At 46.3% G+C, this 17,034-nt stretch carries 15 protein-coding genes; 3 read left to right on the forward strand and 12 right to left on the reverse strand.

What is annotated here, in order from left to right; all coding sequences use genetic code 11:
• Nucleotides 1–33 precede the first annotated feature (33 nt).
• The 8 genes from HII30_RS09160 to pdhA form a co-directional block, all read right to left on the reverse strand.
• A complete protein-coding gene (locus HII30_RS09160) occupies nt 34–2,304 on the reverse strand; it encodes a DNA topoisomerase 3 (protein WP_169504762.1) in 2,271 nt (756 codons plus the stop codon).
• A gap of 123 nt (nt 2,305–2,427) precedes the next feature.
• Nucleotides 2,428–3,915 (reverse strand): glutamate synthase subunit beta, encoded by a 1,488-nt coding sequence (locus tag HII30_RS09165; protein WP_169504713.1) that lies wholly within the window; start codon nt 3,913–3,915, stop codon nt 2,428–2,430.
• A gap of 305 nt (nt 3,916–4,220) precedes the next feature.
• Complete coding sequence (locus HII30_RS09170; protein WP_169504714.1) at nt 4,221–4,727, reverse strand: dihydrofolate reductase; 507 nt, start codon at nt 4,725–4,727, stop codon at nt 4,221–4,223.
• A 41-nt stretch (nt 4,728–4,768) separates the two neighbouring features.
• Complete coding sequence (locus HII30_RS09175) at nt 4,769–5,563, reverse strand: thymidylate synthase (protein ID WP_169504715.1); 795 nt, start codon at nt 5,561–5,563, stop codon at nt 4,769–4,771.
• Between the two features lie 148 nt (nt 5,564–5,711).
• Nucleotides 5,712–7,133, reverse strand: coding sequence for a dihydrolipoyl dehydrogenase (gene lpdA, locus HII30_RS09180; RefSeq protein ID WP_169504716.1), 1,422 nt, complete (start codon nt 7,131–7,133; stop codon nt 5,712–5,714).
• 3 nt (nt 7,134–7,136) lie between these two features.
• Nucleotides 7,137–8,465, reverse strand: a complete 1,329-nt coding sequence (locus tag HII30_RS09185) for a dihydrolipoamide acetyltransferase family protein (protein ID WP_169504717.1) — start codon at nt 8,463–8,465, stop codon at nt 7,137–7,139.
• Between the two features lie 30 nt (nt 8,466–8,495).
• Nucleotides 8,496–9,473 (reverse strand): alpha-ketoacid dehydrogenase subunit beta, encoded by a 978-nt coding sequence (locus tag HII30_RS09190; RefSeq protein WP_169504718.1) that lies wholly within the window; start codon nt 9,471–9,473, stop codon nt 8,496–8,498.
• 88 nt (nt 9,474–9,561) lie between these two features.
• A complete protein-coding gene (pdhA, locus tag HII30_RS09195) occupies nt 9,562–10,629 on the reverse strand; it encodes a pyruvate dehydrogenase (acetyl-transferring) E1 component subunit alpha (RefSeq protein ID WP_169504763.1) in 1,068 nt (355 codons plus the stop codon).
• Nucleotides 10,630–10,884: 255 nt separating this feature from the next.
• Here pdhA and HII30_RS09200 point away from each other — a divergent pair, with 255 nt between their 5' ends.
• Entirely contained in the window at nt 10,885–11,613 is a 729-nt protein-coding gene (locus HII30_RS09200) for an alpha/beta hydrolase (protein ID WP_169504719.1), read from the forward strand.
• A 139-nt stretch (nt 11,614–11,752) separates the two neighbouring features.
• Here the strand turns inward: HII30_RS09200 and HII30_RS09205 are convergent, their stop codons facing one another.
• Together HII30_RS09205 and HII30_RS09210 are read right to left on the reverse strand one after the other, a co-directional pair.
• Nucleotides 11,753–12,217 carry a low molecular weight protein-tyrosine-phosphatase gene (locus HII30_RS09205; RefSeq protein ID WP_169504764.1) on the reverse strand — a complete coding sequence of 155 codons (465 nt, stop codon included), beginning with the start codon at nt 12,215–12,217 and terminating at the stop codon, nt 11,753–11,755.
• 44 nt (nt 12,218–12,261) lie between these two features.
• Nucleotides 12,262–12,900: a trimeric intracellular cation channel family protein gene (locus HII30_RS09210; RefSeq protein ID WP_169504765.1), complete on the reverse strand. Its 639-nt coding sequence runs from the start codon at nt 12,898–12,900 to the stop codon at nt 12,262–12,264.
• 137 nt (nt 12,901–13,037) lie between these two features.
• Between HII30_RS09210 and HII30_RS09215 the strand changes: the two genes are divergently transcribed.
• A complete protein-coding gene (locus HII30_RS09215; protein ID WP_169504720.1) occupies nt 13,038–13,682 on the forward strand; it encodes a thiamine diphosphokinase in 645 nt (214 codons plus the stop codon).
• Nucleotides 13,683–13,940: 258 nt separating this feature from the next.
• A complete protein-coding gene (locus tag HII30_RS09220; protein ID WP_169504721.1) occupies nt 13,941–14,450 on the forward strand; it encodes a C40 family peptidase in 510 nt (169 codons plus the stop codon).
• An 80-nt stretch (nt 14,451–14,530) separates the two neighbouring features.
• Here HII30_RS09220 and HII30_RS09225 read toward each other — a convergent pair whose 3' ends face one another.
• Both HII30_RS09225 and HII30_RS09230 read right to left on the reverse strand, forming a co-directional pair.
• Entirely contained in the window at nt 14,531–15,244 is a 714-nt protein-coding gene (locus tag HII30_RS09225) for a response regulator transcription factor (protein WP_246246215.1), read from the reverse strand.
• 119 nt (nt 15,245–15,363) lie between these two features.
• On the reverse strand, nt 15,364–16,914 hold the full coding sequence (locus tag HII30_RS09230; protein ID WP_169504723.1) for an ABC-F family ATP-binding cassette domain-containing protein: 1,551 nt from the start codon (nt 16,912–16,914) through the stop codon (nt 15,364–15,366).
• Nucleotides 16,915–17,034: the final 120 nt, after the last annotated feature.

The raw sequence follows: 17,034 nt of genomic DNA on the forward strand, positions 1-17,034 counted from the left end.
CTCCTGGAAAGCTGCCTTTCTGTTGTAACCATGTTACGGTAGCGGATTGTCTCGTTCCACTCTCAATTGTCCGCTCTCGGGCCGGACTTGAACAATGCGGGCTTTGAAAGCTGTGCCGCGGTCATCCTTGAATGATAAGAGCTGCGTCCTGCCTTGAGAGAGCAATGATTTCAGCATGGCCTGCGTAATGGTCTTTCCCGCGAACTCTTTCCAAATGACAAACGTGCAGCCTGCCTTGAATTGAGAGCAGCCGAAGCCCTTCTTTCCTTCAATAATCCGGCCCTCGCAGCCAGTAACCGGACAGTCTCCTAGAGGGGTTCGTGCCTCTGTCTGTACTTCCATCACTTTGGCCGTTCCCCTTGCTGCTGTGGCTTTCGAAGAGTGGGCTGAGCTTTTAACGGCTGTATTACGTTTACCGGGTACTCCTTTAGATCGTTCCCGGTCTTCTGCAAACATCGAGGAAGGCGCAGGCTTCTGGGAAGATACCTTGTCTATAATCGATACCGTAAAACGCTGGACATTTTTCATGAACACTTCTGAAGATGCTTCGCCTTTGGATATCTGATGAAGACGCCGTTCCCATTGACCGGTCATTTCCGGGGAGGCTAACAGTTCTACTCCTGCGTGGCGGATGAGTTCGACGGCTGACCTTCCTTTTTGAGTGATACTTATTTTTTTGCCCTGCATGATGATATAGCCTACTTTTTTCAGGCGTTCAATAGTAGCTGCCCTGGTCGCCGGCGTACCAAGACCGCTGTCCTTCATCACATCCCGGAGTTCTTCATCTTCCATACTCTTTCCGGCGCTTTCCATCGCTTTGAGCAGGGTACCTTCTGTATAGCTCTTAGGAGGCTGTGTGGCCTTTTCTTTAGCTTCGCTATGCACACATGTCACGGGCTTGTCCTGGTTGACATTAAAGGGTCCTCCACTCCATTCCTGAGTCTCCTCTTCGCCATCCTCTTTTCCTTTTTTGCCGGACCGCTTATTGGAGTTTGCCTCTTTATCCTGCTGAATCAGCACTTTCCAGCCGAGGGATACCAGCTCTTTAATATTGGTTTTGAAGCTCTCCCCTTCTACTTCGGTAATTACTGTATGCTGTTTATAGACCGCAGGCGGGTAAAAATGGGACAAAAACCTCACAATGATCAAATCATAAATATGCTGTTCTTCCTTGCTCAATGTTCCCGGACGCTTCAACGTAGGCAATATCGCGTGATGATCCTCAACCCGTTCCGGATTGCATACGGATTTGTTATTCTTATGCACCAAGGCAGGATTTGCACCTTCCGCTTTTTCCTTATACCCGGTAGATTTCAGCATATGCAGCGCTTTGTGCATACCTTCAAGATTCTGTTCGTTCACATAATTGGAGTTCGTTCTCGGATACGAAATAATCTTATGCCGTTCATATAATCCCTGAGCGATGTCTAATGTTTTTTTAGCAGAGTATCCGTATTTGGCATTGACTTCTCTCTGCAGCAGGGTTAGATCATACAATTTGAACGGATAATCTTTCGTGTCTTTCATTTCATATTTCGTAATAGCCCCTGCCTTGCCTTTAACACGATTTGCAATGTCTTCAGCTTTTTCCTTGGACGTCAAACGCTCTCCCTGCCAAGTGCCGGGGTACTGCAGTGATTCCTGGCTGAAAGAAGCTTTCACATCATAAAATGTCTGCGACTCAAAGGCCTCTATTTCTTTCTGTCTGTCATATATAAGTGCCAGCACAGGCGTCTGTACCCGCCCTACAGAGAGGAGTGTCTGATGCTTGGTCGTAAATGCCCTGGATGCGTTCATGCCGATCAGCCAATCTGCCTCACTGCGGGCCCGGGCAGCCAGGGTCAGATCTTCGAACTCAGCACCGTCCTTCAAACTGCGAAATCCGTTCGCTATGCTCTCTGCCGTTAAATCTGAAATCCATAGCCGCTTGACCGGCTGTTTCAGTTTCAGCTGCTGCTGAATGAGTGCGAAAATATACTGACCTTCTCGTCCGGCATCACAGGCATTCACGATGGAATTGCATTTCTTCGCCAATTCACCGATCACTTTAAGCTGATCTTTCGTCTTGGGATTCGGTACAATTTTGAATTGTTCCGGAATAATCGGCAGATCCTTGATGCTCCACCGCTTGTATTTGGGATCATAAGCATCCGGTTCTGCCAGACTAACGAGGTGACCAACAGCCCAGGTAATGATATACTGATCGCCCTCCAGATAAGAGCGGTTATTCTTGGCCCTGGGCTCAATGACGGAGGCTATATTCCGTCCCATATCCGGTTTTTCGGCAATGACCAGTGTCTTCACGCAGGTCTCTCCTTCCGTCTGACCCTGCCGCAGCTCGGCCGCAGCAGACTCCAAAAAAGGACTTCGCGCAGGCGAAGTCCCTATCAACATAATATAGAATTATATCACATATTATAAAATCTGTTAAACCAAAACCGTGCTGCCCATCAGATACTTATCCACTTCACGGGCGGCTTCACGGCCTTCGTTGATGGCCCATACGACGAGGCTTTGCCCGCGGCGCATATCTCCAGCCGCAAACACCTTATCGACATTGGTTGTGTATTTGCCATAACGGGCTTTCACATTGGAACGACGGTCGCTCTCCAGTCCCAGTTGATCCAGAATTGTGGACTCCGGTCCGTCAAAGCCAATAGCAATAAAGGCAAGCTTAGCCGGGAACACGCGCTCTGTTCCAGGAATCGGCTGATACACTTTACGGCCTGTCTCATCTACGATCCGTTCGATTTGAATGGTATGAAGTTCTTTGAGGTTGCCCTCTTCATCACCTACAAATTTCGTCGTCATGATGGAAAACTCACGTGGGTCCTGGCCGAACAAAGCTTTCGCTTCTTCATGAGCATAATCCAGCGTGTAGACGTTCGGGAACTGCGGCCAAGGATTGGTGAGAGGATCACGTTCCAATGGCGCTTTCTTGTGCGTTCCGAATTGAGTGACACTGCTGCAGCCATGACGCAGAGCAGTTGCCACACAGTCTGATCCCGTATCTCCGCCGCCGATGACAATCACATCCTGATCTTTAGCAGAAATATAATTTCCATCTTCCAGATTGGAATCCAGGTAGCTCTTGATCGTACCGTTCAGGTAATCCATCGCATAATGAACACCTTTCAGGTCGCTGCCCTCTATGCTGAATTGACGCGGCTTGGTAGCTCCTCCACACAGGACAACAGCATCATATTCATCCACAAGCTGCTGTGCAGGAATATCTTTGCCAATCTCCGTATTGACAATAAATTCCACGCCTTCAGCAGCCAGCAGATCCACACGGCGCTGTACAACCGCTTTATCCAGCTTCATGGATGGAATCCCGTACATCAGAAGACCGCCGACACGGTCAGAACGCTCATACACTGTAACGGAATGTCCTGCTTTGTTCAGCTGTGCTGCAGCGGCCAGTCCTGCTGGTCCAGATCCTACAACGGCAACTCGACGTCCCGTGTGTTTCTCTGGCGGTTCAGGAACGACCCAGCCTTCTTCAAAACCTTTATCAATAATCGCTTGTTCAATGCTCTTGATGGTGACCGGCTGTCCGATCAAGCCTACGGTACACGAGCCTTCACATGGAGCGGGACAAATACGGCCCGTGAACTCCGGGAAGTTATTGGTCTTGTGAAGGCGCTCCAGCGCTTCTCTCCACAACCCGCGATATACGAGGTTATTCCACTCTGGAATCAAATTATGAACGGGACAGCCCGATGTGCCGCCGGACATATCAATTCCTGTATGGCAATAAGGTGTACCGCAATCCATGCAGCGAGCTCCCTGGGTCTGAAGCTCTTCCTCAGCCATAAGTTTATGAAACTCTTCCCAGTCTTTTACCCGCTCAGCTGGTTCCCGATCTGCCGGCAGCTGGCGGTTATATTCCATAAATCCTGTTGGTGTTGACATCCTGCTTTCCCCCATCCGTTCTATTCCTGCTGAGTAATATGTTTGATTGTATTTTTTATCATATCATAAAATGTGAGCTTTCCCGCTGTAAAAGAGAGGATATTTCATGAAAACCGCGATTCATTTTTTCTATATCCATCAAGAAAAACTTTTATCACCGCATGTCTCCTGGATTTTTACCATCTTTACCGGTTCACAGTGTAAAAATATCGTAGCATTTGTCGTTTCTTATGTTAAATGGACTATATGCATAATCATTTGTGTTTTCCTGCATTGAATACTCAGCATGATCAATTGTGACAGGGTCAGGAATGTGCTTTAGTCTTGCGCTCATACACTACAAATCGATACGGATACGGGTTCTTCTCATCATTGATTCCCTGTTCTTCACTGACACAGGTCCACTGCTCCCAATCTACTTCGGGAAAATAAGAATCCCCTTCAAATGCTTCATCTATGAACGTTACATAAAGGCGATCGGACCTGGAAAGCATCTGTTCGTATATTTGGGATCCGCCGATGATCATTAATTCCTCGTCCTTGGCGAAATCATCCACATGATCAAGGTCATGAATGACGATCCCCTGGTCCTGATTCAATTGAAAATGGGGATCCCTTGTCAGCACAATATTGGTCCGATTACGAAGCGGCTTTCCTCCAAAAGAATCCCATGTTTTTCTCCCCATAAGAATCGTTTTGTTCAATGTCTTTTGTTTAAAGTAGGCCATATCTCTTGGTAATCGCCACGGAATATCGTTGTTTTTTCCAATTAATCCGTTCCGGTCCATCGCCCAGATCATAGAAATACTCATCCTATACGCTCCTTTCAACATCTTTATATGATCGCTTCTGCTTAAACGGCTACCGTTGCTTTAATGGCAGGGTGATGTTCATATCCCTGGAATTCGAAATCCTCATACGTATAATCAAAAATACTTTCCGGCTTTCGCTTGATCACTAATGTCGGCAGTGGATACGGTTCACGTTCCAGCTGTGTCTTAACCTGTTCCATATGGTTGGAGTAGATATGTACGTCCCCGCCTGACCAAATAAACTCTCCAGGTTCCAGATCACACTGCTGGGCAACCATATGCGTCAGAAGCGCGTAGCTGGCAATATTAAATGGGAGCCCCAGGAAAGTGTCGACAGACCTCATGGTGAGCATACAGGACAATTTTCCGCCTGCAACATAAAACTGAAATACAAAATGGCACGGAGGCAGCTTCATATCCTCAATCTCGGCCACATTCCACGCACTTACGATATGCCGTCTTGAATCCGGGTTGTTTCGAATCGACTGTATCACATTTGCGATTTGATCGATTTTGCGCCCGTCAGGAGCTTCCCATGACCGCCACTGTGAACCATAAACGGGCCCCAGATCGCCATTTTCATCTGCCCATTCGTCCCAAATCCGAACTTTGTTCTCTTTCAAATACCGTATATTCGTTTCACCACTTAAGAACCAGAGCAGCTCGTGCACAACGGATTTCAAGTGAACTCTCTTGGTCGTTACCAGCGGAAACCCTTGCGACAGATCAAAACGAAGCTGTCTTCCAAATACAGAGGTTGTTCCGGTTCCGGTTCGATCTTCTTTCTGGACACCGTGATCTAATATATCCTGCAGCAGTTCCAAGTAATTTTTCAAAGTGAATCCCACCTAGTTTCATAATTTCGTTTCTTTATAGTGTACTTTCCCTTTAATACAAAGATCAACTATTAAAAAACGGCCGGCAGAACCCATGAGGATCCTGACGGCCGTTGAATAGAAACAACTAAAATTAAGGCTGAATGAATTATTTACGCGGTGCCATCACGTGAATCGGATGTCCAAGCACCAGCTCAGCACCTTCTGCAACGATTTCACCCAGTGTTGGATGGGCGTGGATAGTCAGTGCGATATCTTCAAGGGTTGCACCCATTTCGATCGCGAGGCCAAGCTCGGCAATCAGATTGGAAGCTTCAATACCTGCAATGTGAGCACCAAGCACAAGGCCGGTATCCTCATCAGCCACAATCTTTACAAACCCGTCTGGGCTGTTCAGGGACAGGGCACGGCCGTTACCGGCAAATGGGAACTTCGCAGCTTTTGGTTTGTAGCCTTGTTCCTTCGCCTGAGCTTCTGTCAGACCCACACTGGAGCATTCTGGATCGGTAAAGGCAACAGCAGGTACACATTTGTAATCGACCACGGATGGAAGACCAGAGATCGCTTCTGCAGCCACTTTACCTTCATATGATGCTTTGTGAGCCAAAGCAGGACCTGGAACAATGTCACCAATGGCAAAAATGTGCGGATGATTCGTGCGGCCTTGATGATCTACCTTGATCAATCCACGGTCCGTCATTTCGATGTCGATGAGATCAAGTCCCAGTTCGCCATCCGTATTTGGACGGCGTCCAACGGTTACGAGCAGATAGTCTGCCGTAATTTCCTTGCTCTCGCCATTAACAGAATATTTAACAGTAACGTCTTTATCACTTTGCTCTGCACTTTCTGCTTTTGCACTAGTGATAATTTCGACACCGGTGTTTTTCATGTTTTTGGCAACCAGTTTCGTCATATCCGGATCAAAGCCGTTCAGGATGGAATCCAGTCCCTCCAGAATAGTCACTTTCGTACCAAACTTAGAGAACATTTGACCCAGCTCAGCGCCAATATAACCGCCTCCGATGACAACCAGGCTCTTAGGAAGCTCGGGAAGCTCCAGAGCTTCTGTTGAAGACAGGATGCGTCCGCCAAACGGGAAAGTTTTCAGCTCGATCGGACGGGAGCCTGTAGCGATGATACAGTTTTTGAAACGGTAACGAGGGGATTCATGCTCGTTAAATACACGAGCTTCATTTTCGTTAATGAACATGCATTCACCATTGAAAATTTCCACTTTGTTACCTTTCAGAAGTGCACCGACACCGCCGGTCAGTTTTTTTACAACACCGCTTTTAAATTCTTGAGTCTTTGTGAAGTCAACCGTTACGTCTCCCACGTTTACCCCAAAAGCACTTGCATGCTTTGCAGATTCAAAGCTGTGTGCAGCGGAGATTAGAGCTTTGGAAGGAATGCAGCCTCTGTTCAAGCACACACCGCCGACTTCAGCTTTATCTACAATAAGAACTTTTTGGCCCAGCTGGGCGGCACGAATTGCCGCCACATAACCGCCAGGACCTGCACCAATGACTAGTGTATCGATATCAAGAGAAGCGTCTCCTACTACCATGTGTTACACCTCCATAACAAGCAGCTCAGGATTAGCGAGCAGTTGTTTAATGTAATTCATAAAGTTTTGAGCTGTAGCACCATCGATAATACGGTGGTCAAAGCTTAAGGACAATGCCATAACCGGAGCAGCAATAATTTCCCCGTCTTTAACTACAGCTTTCTCGGAAATACGTCCAGTACCCAGAATCGCAACTTCAGGGAAGTTGATGATTGGAGTAAAGAACATACCCCCTGCAGAACCAATGTTAGAGATCGAGATTGTGGAACCTCTCATCTCTCCAGCGCTCAGCTTGCCTTCACGACCGCGAGCAGCCAAATCACGAATGCTGTCAGCAATCATCCAGATGCTCTTGCGGTCAGCATCTTTGATGACCGGAACGATCAGGCCGTTGTCTGTGTCTGTAGCAATACCGATGTTGTAGTACTTTTTGTACACAATCTCGTTGCTCTCTTCGTCAATCATCGCATTCAGAGCCGGGAATTGACGGCTTGCTGCAACTAATGCTTTAACGATGAACGGCAGGTATGTTACTTTAGTGCCCTTTTTCTCAGCGATTGGTTTCATGCGTGTACGGAATGCTACAAGCTCGGTTACATCCACTTCATCCATGATGGTTACATGCGGAGCTGTGTAAGCCGATTTAACCATTGCATTGGAAATTGCTTTGCGAATACCTTTGAATGGTACGCGCTCTTCTTCAGCACGAGCATCGGAAACCGGTGCAGCCGAAGAAGCTGCTGGTACTGCTGCTTGTGTTTCTGCTGCCTGCTCTTCAGCTTTAGGAGCTGCAGCGCCGCCGCCATTTTTAAAGGATTCAACATCCTCACGAGTCACCTTACCGTTGTTGCCGGAACCTTGAACCTGAGAAAGATCGACGCCCTGCTCACGAGCAAATTTACGAACGCTCGGTGTCGCCAGCACATCTTTATTAGGAGCTGACGGTGTGGAAGCCTCGCCAGCTTCGCCTTCCTTGGCATCTGCAGGTGCATCTGATGCTGGAGATGATTGTGTATCCACTCCGCCTTTAGCCGAATCAACTTCCTGCTCAGTTTGTTCATTTGCCTGCTCTTCTTGCTCAGGGATTTCACCTTCAGCATCAATAACCGCAACGACTTCGCCAACGCGGCACACTTGACCGTCCTTGGTAAAGACCTCCTGAACCGTACCGTTAACGGGACAAGGAACTTCAACGACGGCCTTGTCGTTCTGTACTTCCATGATGATGTCGTCGTCTGTTACTTTGTCGCCTGGCTTGATGTGCATCTTGATAATTTCACCTTCGTGCAAACCTTCGCCCAGCTCTGGAAAACGATATTCAAATTTTGCCAACTGTAAAACCTCCCTAGATAATTACTGCAATTAGAATTCCATGACTTTCTTAACAGCCTCTACGATACGAGCAGGTGTTGGCAGCCAGGCATCCTCAATTTGAGCATAGGCATATACTGTGTCTGGTGCAGTTACACGCAGCACAGGAGCTTCCAGATGCAGAATTGCTTTTTCATTGATTTGGGCAATAACTTCTGCAGCAACGCCGGCTGTTTTTTGAGCTTCCTGAACCACGATCGCACGATTCGTTTTCTTGATGGATTCAAGAAGTGTATCGATATCGATTGGAGCTACGGTGCGCAGGTCAATGATTTCAGCCTTAATGCCCTGTTTTTCCAATTCATCAGCCGCTTTGGTTGCCGTGTGAACCATCAGTCCGTAAGAGATGATTGTCACATCGGAACCTTCGCGAACAATGTTGGCTTTGCCGATCTCAACGGTGTATTCACCTTCCGGAACTTCAGCGCGGAAAGCGTGATACAAGTTCAAATGCTCCATAAAGAAGACCGGATCATTGTCACGGATGGCAGAGATCAGAAGACCCTTTGCATCATAAGGATTGGAAGGAATTACGACTTTAATACCCGGACTTTGAGCAATTAAACCTTCCAGTGAGTCTGTATGAAGCTCAGCCGCTTTTACGCCTCCGCCAAACGGTGTGCGGAAAACGATTGGTGAGGTATATTTGCCGCCTGAACGGTAACGCATCCGAGCCGCTTGTACCAAAATTTGATCTAGTGCTTCATAGATAAATCCGACAAACTGAATTTCAGCGATCGGACGGAAACCTTGAATACCCAGACCGACAGCCATACCACCGATGGCAGACTCAGCTAGCGGTGTATCGAAGACGCGCTCTTCACCAAATTCTTTTTGCAGTCCTTCCGTTACACGGAAAACACCGCCGACATTACCAACGTCCTCACCGAAGATGACAACGTTCGGATCACGGTTCAATTCGACGCGCATAGCGTCGCGAATCGCTTCTTTCATGTTCATTTGTGCCATTGCTTCATTTCCTCCTTAGACATAACAGATCACATAAGCTTAGCAGTACCGCATTTTGTATGAGACGCGGCCAAACAGCCGCATTATCTTATTTGAAATCGGCTTTTTGTTCTTCCAGGTGCTTAGGGGTTTGTTCGAACATGCTGTCAATCAAGCCGGAAACCGTCATTTTGTCGGTTTTTTCAGCTTTTTTGATCTGCTCGTTCACCGTAGCTTTCGCTTCATCTTTTACCCGAAGTGTGTCTTCTTCTGTCCAAAGACCTTTTTTCTCGAGGTACTTAGCAAGACGGGCAATAGGATCCTTCTCGTTCCATTCTGCTTCCTCTTCTTTCGTACGATACTTGGAAGCATCATCCGACATGGAATGCGGACGGAAACGATAAGTCACCGCCTCAATCAGCGTAGCTCCTTCACCATTGCGTCCACGCTCAGCTGCATCGCGCACAGCTTTAATGACTGCAAATACGTCCATACCGTCTACCTTAACGCCCTTGATGCCTGCAGCAACCGCTTTGTGTGCAATAGACAAGGCAGCTGTTTGTTTAGAAAACGGAGTCGTGATCGCATAGCCATTGTTTTGAACAAAGAAAATGGCCGGGAGCTTGTAAACTCCTGCGAAGTTCAGGCCTTCATAGAAGTCACCTTCAGAAGATCCGCCGTCACCTGTGTAAGTAATAACAACCTGCTTTTGTTTCTTGAGCTTGTAACCCATAGCAATACCCATCGCATGCAAAATTTGTGCACCGATAATAATCTGTGGCATCAGCACATTCACGCCATCCGGAATTTGTCCGCCATGTTGATGGCCGCGGGAATAAAGGAAAGCTTGGTAAAGCGGCAGGCCATGCCACACGATCTGCGGCATATCACGGTAACCCGGGCATACAAAATCTTCTTTCTCAAGAGCGTATACGCTACCCACCATTGTTGCTTCCTGACCGGAAACAGGCGCATAAAACCCGAGACGTCCTTGGCGGCCGAGGTTTACGGCCCGGTCATCCCAGGTGCGGGTAAATACCATGCGGTACATAATTTCTTTCAGTTGATCATCGCTTAAATCCGGCATAAGATCTTTGTTTACAATCTCGCCTTCCGGGGATAGTACGGATAGTGTTTCGACTTCCTCGGTATATACTTCGTAAGGAACCTTGGTCATTTTTTTCACCTCAATAAATATTTGAATATCAAGTTCCGCTGTTATAGAATTATTATACACCTGTTTCACTTCATTCGTCAAAGAAATAGGGAATAAATTTCGATTCCCTCTCACTTTGTATATGTAACAGGGATGAGAAATTACTATAACAGCATAACAGCGATCACATCTTACCAGTCATTCCAGTGACAACAGGTTAATCTTAACTTATTGTGGACATCTTTTCAAAAACTTACCCTCGAAAGGTGACGAAACATGACAGATAAATCATTAATGAAGCGTACCATTGTGAAAGAAGAAATTCAAAGCCGTCATTTAAAAGAGTCGCGGAACCTGCGCATCTACCTTCCTCCGAGCTACAATGAACTGCTTAGTTATCCTGTCGTTTACTGTCAGGATGGTGAAGAGTTTTTTAATTTTGGACGTATCGCTACCTGGGCCAATCAGCTGATCCTGGAAGAAGGACTGGATCCATTCATTATTGTAGGAGTCGAAGTGAATACCAAGATACGCACGGAAGAATATGCTCCTTTCGGGAATCGGTTTGATGCCTATCTCTCCTGTTTTGCCGAAGAAATTATTCCCTATGTAGAAGAGAAATATCCCGTGCGCCAAGATCCGGATCAACGTGTCCTGGCAGGTGATTCCTTGGGAGGAAGTGTATCCCTGCATATTGCTTTGCGTTACCCCGAACTGTTTCATCGCATCATTAGCTTGTCCGGTGCCTTTTATGAGCAGTCTCAGCATATTATGACCCTGGAAACCGATCTGTCCTGGCTGAATATCTTTATGATCGTCGGCCTCCAAGAGGACAGCTATACGACCGATACCGGTGTATACAATTTTGTGGAGCTGAACCGGGATACCAAACAGCTGCTGGAAGACCGCGGTGCCACGGTGCATTATGAAGAGAAGGACGGCCGCCATATCTGGGGATTTTGGCAGAAAGAACTTCCGTCAGCTCTTATGTACTTCTTAAAATAATCATGTACTCTTTAAAAAAAGATGAACAATATGCGCATTGATAAAGAATGTGCTTTGTTCATCTTTTTGGCTTCGGAGATGCATCCGCTTACATAATTTTTGTAAAGAGGAACGTAAAGCACCCCTTTGTTGAACATGATTATAACTTTTCTTTGACAATTCTGTCCAGCAATACCTCGCACCCCAAATCAATTAAACGATAAACCTCATCAAAGTTACCGGTGAAGTACGGATCCGGGACCTCTCTCAGTATTTCATCAGGAAGTAAGTCCATGAATTTAATAATATCCACTCCTTCACCGCCTGGAAGAGATCTTAAATTTTCTACATTGGAATCATCCATAGCAATCACATAGTCAAAATCCGTAAAATCCTGGCTGTTCACCTGTCTGGCCGAAACTCCCTCATAACTGATTCGCCAGCTGTCCAGCAGCTTACGTGTCCCTTCGTGAGGAAGTTTGCCAATATGCCAGTCTCCAGTGCCCGCTGAATCAACTTTAACTTTATCATCCAATCTTTTTTGAACGATTTTATGACGCAGAACAGCTTCCGCCATCGGTGAACGACAGATGTTGCCCAAACAAACGAACAGGACAGAAATCATAAGCTTCATTCCTTTCAGATAATGTGGGAGATCTTATCAAATGTTCAGATGACTGTGTCTTTGCCTTTTTGACCAGTTTCTGCAGTGAGCAGACGCCTAGGCAGTCGCCAGCGATAGTGTACAGACATCATCCGGAATATGATAACTAGAACAAAGAGCAGGAGCAGCTGCCAGGTTGAAGTGGTGATTCCCAGGCCAATTGCAGCACCGGCAGCCATAGCCCATACTGCATAAATCTCATCGCGCAGGACCAGCGGTTTACGGCCAGCCAGCAGGTCACGGACAATACCGCCTCCGATTCCTGTTAGAGCCGCTGCTACAATGACAGCACTCATCGGATGATTCATCTGCGTCGCATAAATTCCCCCCTGGATGGCGAAAGCCGACAATCCTATTGCATCAAATAGGGCTTCTGTTCGCTTCCAATGCTTGATCCAAGCCATTGGAAGAATAAAAGCTACAAAGACTGAAATAACTGCAAGCAGGATCAAGTCTCCCTGGCTCCACAGTGTTGTTACCGGTACACCGATAAGAACGTTTCGGATAACGCCGCCCCCAAACGCTGTAACGAGCCCTAATACGACTATACCCAAAATGTCGTATTCTTCCTCCATAGCCACAAATGCACCGGACATGGCGAATGCTACAGTGCCAATGATGCTGAACCAATCAAATACATGCATGTCCAAAATTGATTTCCTCCGCTTTCGCTTACTTTGCTCTTCTCATTTTATCCGCCGTTGATAAAATTGTGCAAGATCAAAAACTTATCTATACTGATAATAAACGACAGCTTCCGCAAAGCGAAGGAGGTTAATGCATGAACATAGATAGAGTCCTCATCTTTACGGGAGGGAACCTGTCTCCAAAGCTGCTGGATGAAATTGAAGCATCAGATTATATTATTGGAGCTGACCGGGGAGCACTGTTCTTAATAGAGCACGGAATTAAACCGCATATAGCTGTTGGTGATTTTGACTCCATTTCGAAAGAACAGCTGGAACAGGTACGGATTATGAGCGGGGATACGATGACATGTGATCCGATCCAGAAGGATTTGACGGACACGGAACTCGCAATGGATATAGCCTTAAATCGTAAGCCGGAACAGATTTTGATCATTGGAGCTACCGGAACCCGCATGGACCACACGCTTGCCAATATTCAGATGCTGACTCGGGGTGTGGAACAGCATGTCCAGACTTCTATAGTAGATCTCAACAACTACATAACACTCACCAACTCGTCATGCATGATTGAAGATAAAGGGTATACTTATGTGTCCCTGCTTCCCATGACTCCAGTAGTAACTGGCATTTATTTAGAAGGTTTTCAATACCCACTGTACAATGCGACCCTTCATTTAGGAGAGTCACTCGGCATCAGCAACCGATTAACAGCTGAAAGAGGAACAATTAAGATCGATGATGGACTTCTGTTAATTATTCAGAGCAAAGATCATTAATTTATGACGTTTTTGTCATCCATATGATTGATCTTAAAAAGAGCCATAAAACCTTGAACCAGTGAGGTTTTATGGCTCTTTTCAGCTTGCTCTCCACACATAATCTTTACTTTTTGTAACTTTTAATTTGATTTTAATAAATCGCTCTCATTTGAAGGCTATCAAGCGATTCAGCAACATTAGAAAAATATGTATGGTTTCAAATCTGTTATACTCGGTTCATCGCAACACAATACACACTTTTGGAGGTACTACATCATGAATAAACAGACTTGGATTAAAAAAGCGGTAATGATCAGCTTGAGCGCATCACTCGGTATGGGTTCACTCTTGGCAGCAGGTCCTGCTGGACAAGCAGAGGCAGCAACAAGCTCTTACTCTATAAGTAAAGGCCAAAAAGTCATTAATTTTGGTAAAAAATATATGGGTACTCCTTACAAATTTGGTGCTTCAACCAGCACGACCCGGGTATTTGACTGCTCTTCGTTTATGAAGCATATCTTCAAACAATATGGAGTCTATCTCCCGCGCACATCCGCTGCTCAATCTAAAATGGGCAAAGCGGTATCAAAATCTAATCTTCAAAAAGGTGATTTGGTATTCTTCTCCAGCGGCAGCCGCGCGAACGGCCGTAATGTAACCCATGTCGGCGTTTACGTTGGCAACGGTAAGTTCATGCACACCTATGGCAAGCCGGGTGTTATGGTTTCAACGCTGACTTCTGGACATTGGAGCAAGACTTATCTGAAAGCCCGCCGCGTGTTGTAATCTGAATTTCCTAAACAAAAACCGTTCTCTTCCTGCAAGTCTTGGAGAGAACGGTTTTTTATTGTGAGAGTTATGATATCTCAGCTATTCCTTTCTCCTGCCGGGGTACGGAGTAAGTATCCAGCCCCCCTGACCGTCTGAATTAACTTCCACTTATAGCCCTTGTCCATTTTCTCACGCAAATGAAGAATGTACACATCAACAACATTGGTACCTGTATGAAAATCATAATCCCAGACGTTCATCAATATTTCTTCCCGGGCACAAACCTCGTCTTTTCTTCTCGCAAGATATAGCAGGAGTTCAAATTCTTTACGGGTCAAGTCAATCGGTTTACCGGAACGAAGCACCTGCCGGCTCGACGGATTGATGCTGAGATCTCCGATTGAGATGATCTGTTCTTTATATTTTGTGTGATTGATCTTGCTGCGGCGAAACAAATGGATCAGATTGCCTACCCTGGCTTTGAATTCGCGCTCATCCGTCCAGTCAAAGATATAATCATTGGCCCCAGCTTCTAAAGCAGCTGCTGCTTCTTCAGTACCGTCTGTACCAAGAACGATGACCGGTACCTGCTGTTTTTCTGTTTGAAAACTGTGCAGGACTTGGAATGACTTCATGCCTTCAAGAGCACTGTCCACAATGATAATATCCGGCGGAGATTGCTTTGCATGAATCATTGCGGATGACAAATGCTCTGCAACAAGAATCGAATATCCCGCTTTCTGCAACCACTTTTGAATATGATTTCTTCGAACAACGTCCGTGACAGCCAGCAGCACCGAATCGTTCAAGGGGCAGCGCCTCCACTTCTGTATTTGCCCATTTGACCATAGGTTGCCTAAATTAGAAGTATTCATTCCTTTTCAGATCATAAAAAAACCACTCCTTAGAGTGGCTTTAATGTTTTGGGCTATGACTGTTGGGACCAGTCTTCGACATTCCAAATTTTTGTTACCCAATCCTCGTAAAATTCAGGTTCGTGAGATACCAGAAGTACAGTGCCCTTAAATTCTTTCAGCGCTCTTCTCAGTTCCTCTTTGGCGGCAACATCCAAGTGGTTGGTCGGTTCGTCAAAGAGAATCCAATTGCTCTCACGCATCAGCAGCTTGCAGAGCCGGACTTTCGCTTGTTCGCCGCCGCTTAATGCCTTTAGAGGACGTGTAATGTGCTCGTTCTTTAACCCGCAGCGCGCCAGATGCGCACGAACCTCATGTTGATTCAAATGGGAAAACTCATTCCATACATCATCAATCGGAGTCAGGTTACCAGGACGAACTTCCTGTTCGAAATAGGCAGGCTCCAGAAAATCACCTTGATAGGTTTTGCCGCTGAAGGGAGGGATTTTACCCAAAATCGTTTTAAGCAGAGTCGATTTACCTACACCGTTACAGCCTACAATCGCGATCTTTTCGCCCCGTTCAATCGTGATCGACATCTTCGGGAGCAGGGGGCGGTCATATCCAATCTCAAAATTCACACCTTCAAATACGGTCTTCCCGCTAGCACGTGCATCTTTGAAGTTAAAGACCGGCTTGGCCGCTTCTTCTGGACGGTCGATTCGGTCTAACCGATCCAGCTGCTTCTCCCGGCTTTTAGCCCGGCCAGAGGTGGAATATCTTGCTTTATTGCGCTGGATGAAATCTTCCTGCTTCTTGATAAACTCCTGCTGTTTTTCATATGCGTCAATGTGCTGGTTTTTGTTGATATCCGCCATCTCCAGAAACTTCTCATAGTTTGCTGTATAGCGAGTCAGCTTCGCAAATTCCAGATGGTAGATAACATCAACAACCTTGTTCATAAATTCCGTATCATGGGAAATCAGCATAAACGCATACGGATACTGTTTCAAGTACTGGGTAAGCCACTCAATATGTTCGACGTCCAAATAGTTCGTAGGCTCATCGAGCAGAAGCACATTCGGTTTTTCCAGCAGCAGCTTGGCAAGCAAAACTTTTGTCCGCTGGCCACCACTCAAAGTGGCAACATCCCGATCCAGACCGATAACGGACAGGCCAAGACCATTCGCCATCTCTTCCACTTTCACATCGATCATGTAAAAGTCGCCCATTTCGAGCTGCTCCTGTATTTCGCCCATCTGCTCAAGCAGCAGTTCGAGCTCTTCAGGAGAGGCATCTCCCATTTTATCTGTGATACTCATCATTTCCTGCTCCAGCTTCAGTAAAGGAAGAAACGCATCTTTCAGCACGTCCCTTACAGACTTTCCGGGAATGAGTTTGGTATGCTGATCCAAATATCCGTACCGCACTTTTGGAGTCCATTCCACCTTGCCGCTGTCTTTCAGCAGCTGACCGGTAAGAATGTTCATCAGCGTGGATTTACCCACACCATTCGCACCAACCAAACCCACATGTTCTCCAGCCAGCAGGCGGAAGGATACATTTTTAAACAGAACACGGTCTCCAAAATTATGGGAAACCTCTTCTACAGTCAATAAACTCATATTCTGGGTAACTCCTGTCTATATAAAATAAGCTCTTGCATCATCTGAATTAACGAAACCAATGACGTAATCAAGAATTTATTGTAACATAGACAGCCCCGAAGCTGAAACTGTATTTTT

The organism is Paenibacillus lemnae (assembly GCF_012933385.1).
GTDB lineage: Bacteria > Bacillota > Bacilli > Paenibacillales > Paenibacillaceae > Paenibacillus_AQ > Paenibacillus_AQ lemnae.

What these genes read in the sequence shown, in the direction of transcription:
- HII30_RS09200 (WP_169504719.1), top strand. Translation starts at nt 10,885, where the DNA reads ATGACAGATAAATCATTAATGAAGCGTACCATTGTGAAAGAAGAAATT.
- HII30_RS09220 (WP_169504721.1), top strand. Translation starts at nt 13,941, where the DNA reads ATGAATAAACAGACTTGGATTAAAAAAGCGGTAATGATCAGCTTGAGC.
- HII30_RS09165 (WP_169504713.1), bottom strand. Translation starts at nt 3,915, where the DNA reads ATGTCAACACCAACAGGATTTATGGAATATAACCGCCAGCTGCCGGCA.
- lpdA (WP_169504716.1), bottom strand. Translation starts at nt 7,133, where the DNA reads ATGGTAGTAGGAGACGCTTCTCTTGATATCGATACACTAGTCATTGGT.
- HII30_RS09215 (WP_169504720.1), top strand. Translation starts at nt 13,038, where the DNA reads ATGAACATAGATAGAGTCCTCATCTTTACGGGAGGGAACCTGTCTCCA.
- HII30_RS09170 (WP_169504714.1), bottom strand. Translation starts at nt 4,727, where the DNA reads ATGAGTATTTCTATGATCTGGGCGATGGACCGGAACGGATTAATTGGA.
- HII30_RS09205 (WP_169504764.1), bottom strand. Translation starts at nt 12,217, where the DNA reads ATGATTTCTGTCCTGTTCGTTTGTTTGGGCAACATCTGTCGTTCACCG.
- HII30_RS09230 (WP_169504723.1), bottom strand. Translation starts at nt 16,914, where the DNA reads ATGAGTTTATTGACTGTAGAAGAGGTTTCCCATAATTTTGGAGACCGT.
- pdhA (WP_169504763.1), bottom strand. Translation starts at nt 10,629, where the DNA reads ATGACCAAGGTTCCTTACGAAGTATATACCGAGGAAGTCGAAACACTA.
- HII30_RS09210 (WP_169504765.1), bottom strand. Translation starts at nt 12,900, where the DNA reads ATGCATGTATTTGATTGGTTCAGCATCATTGGCACTGTAGCATTCGCC.
- HII30_RS09190 (WP_169504718.1), bottom strand. Translation starts at nt 9,473, where the DNA reads ATGGCACAAATGAACATGAAAGAAGCGATTCGCGACGCTATGCGCGTC.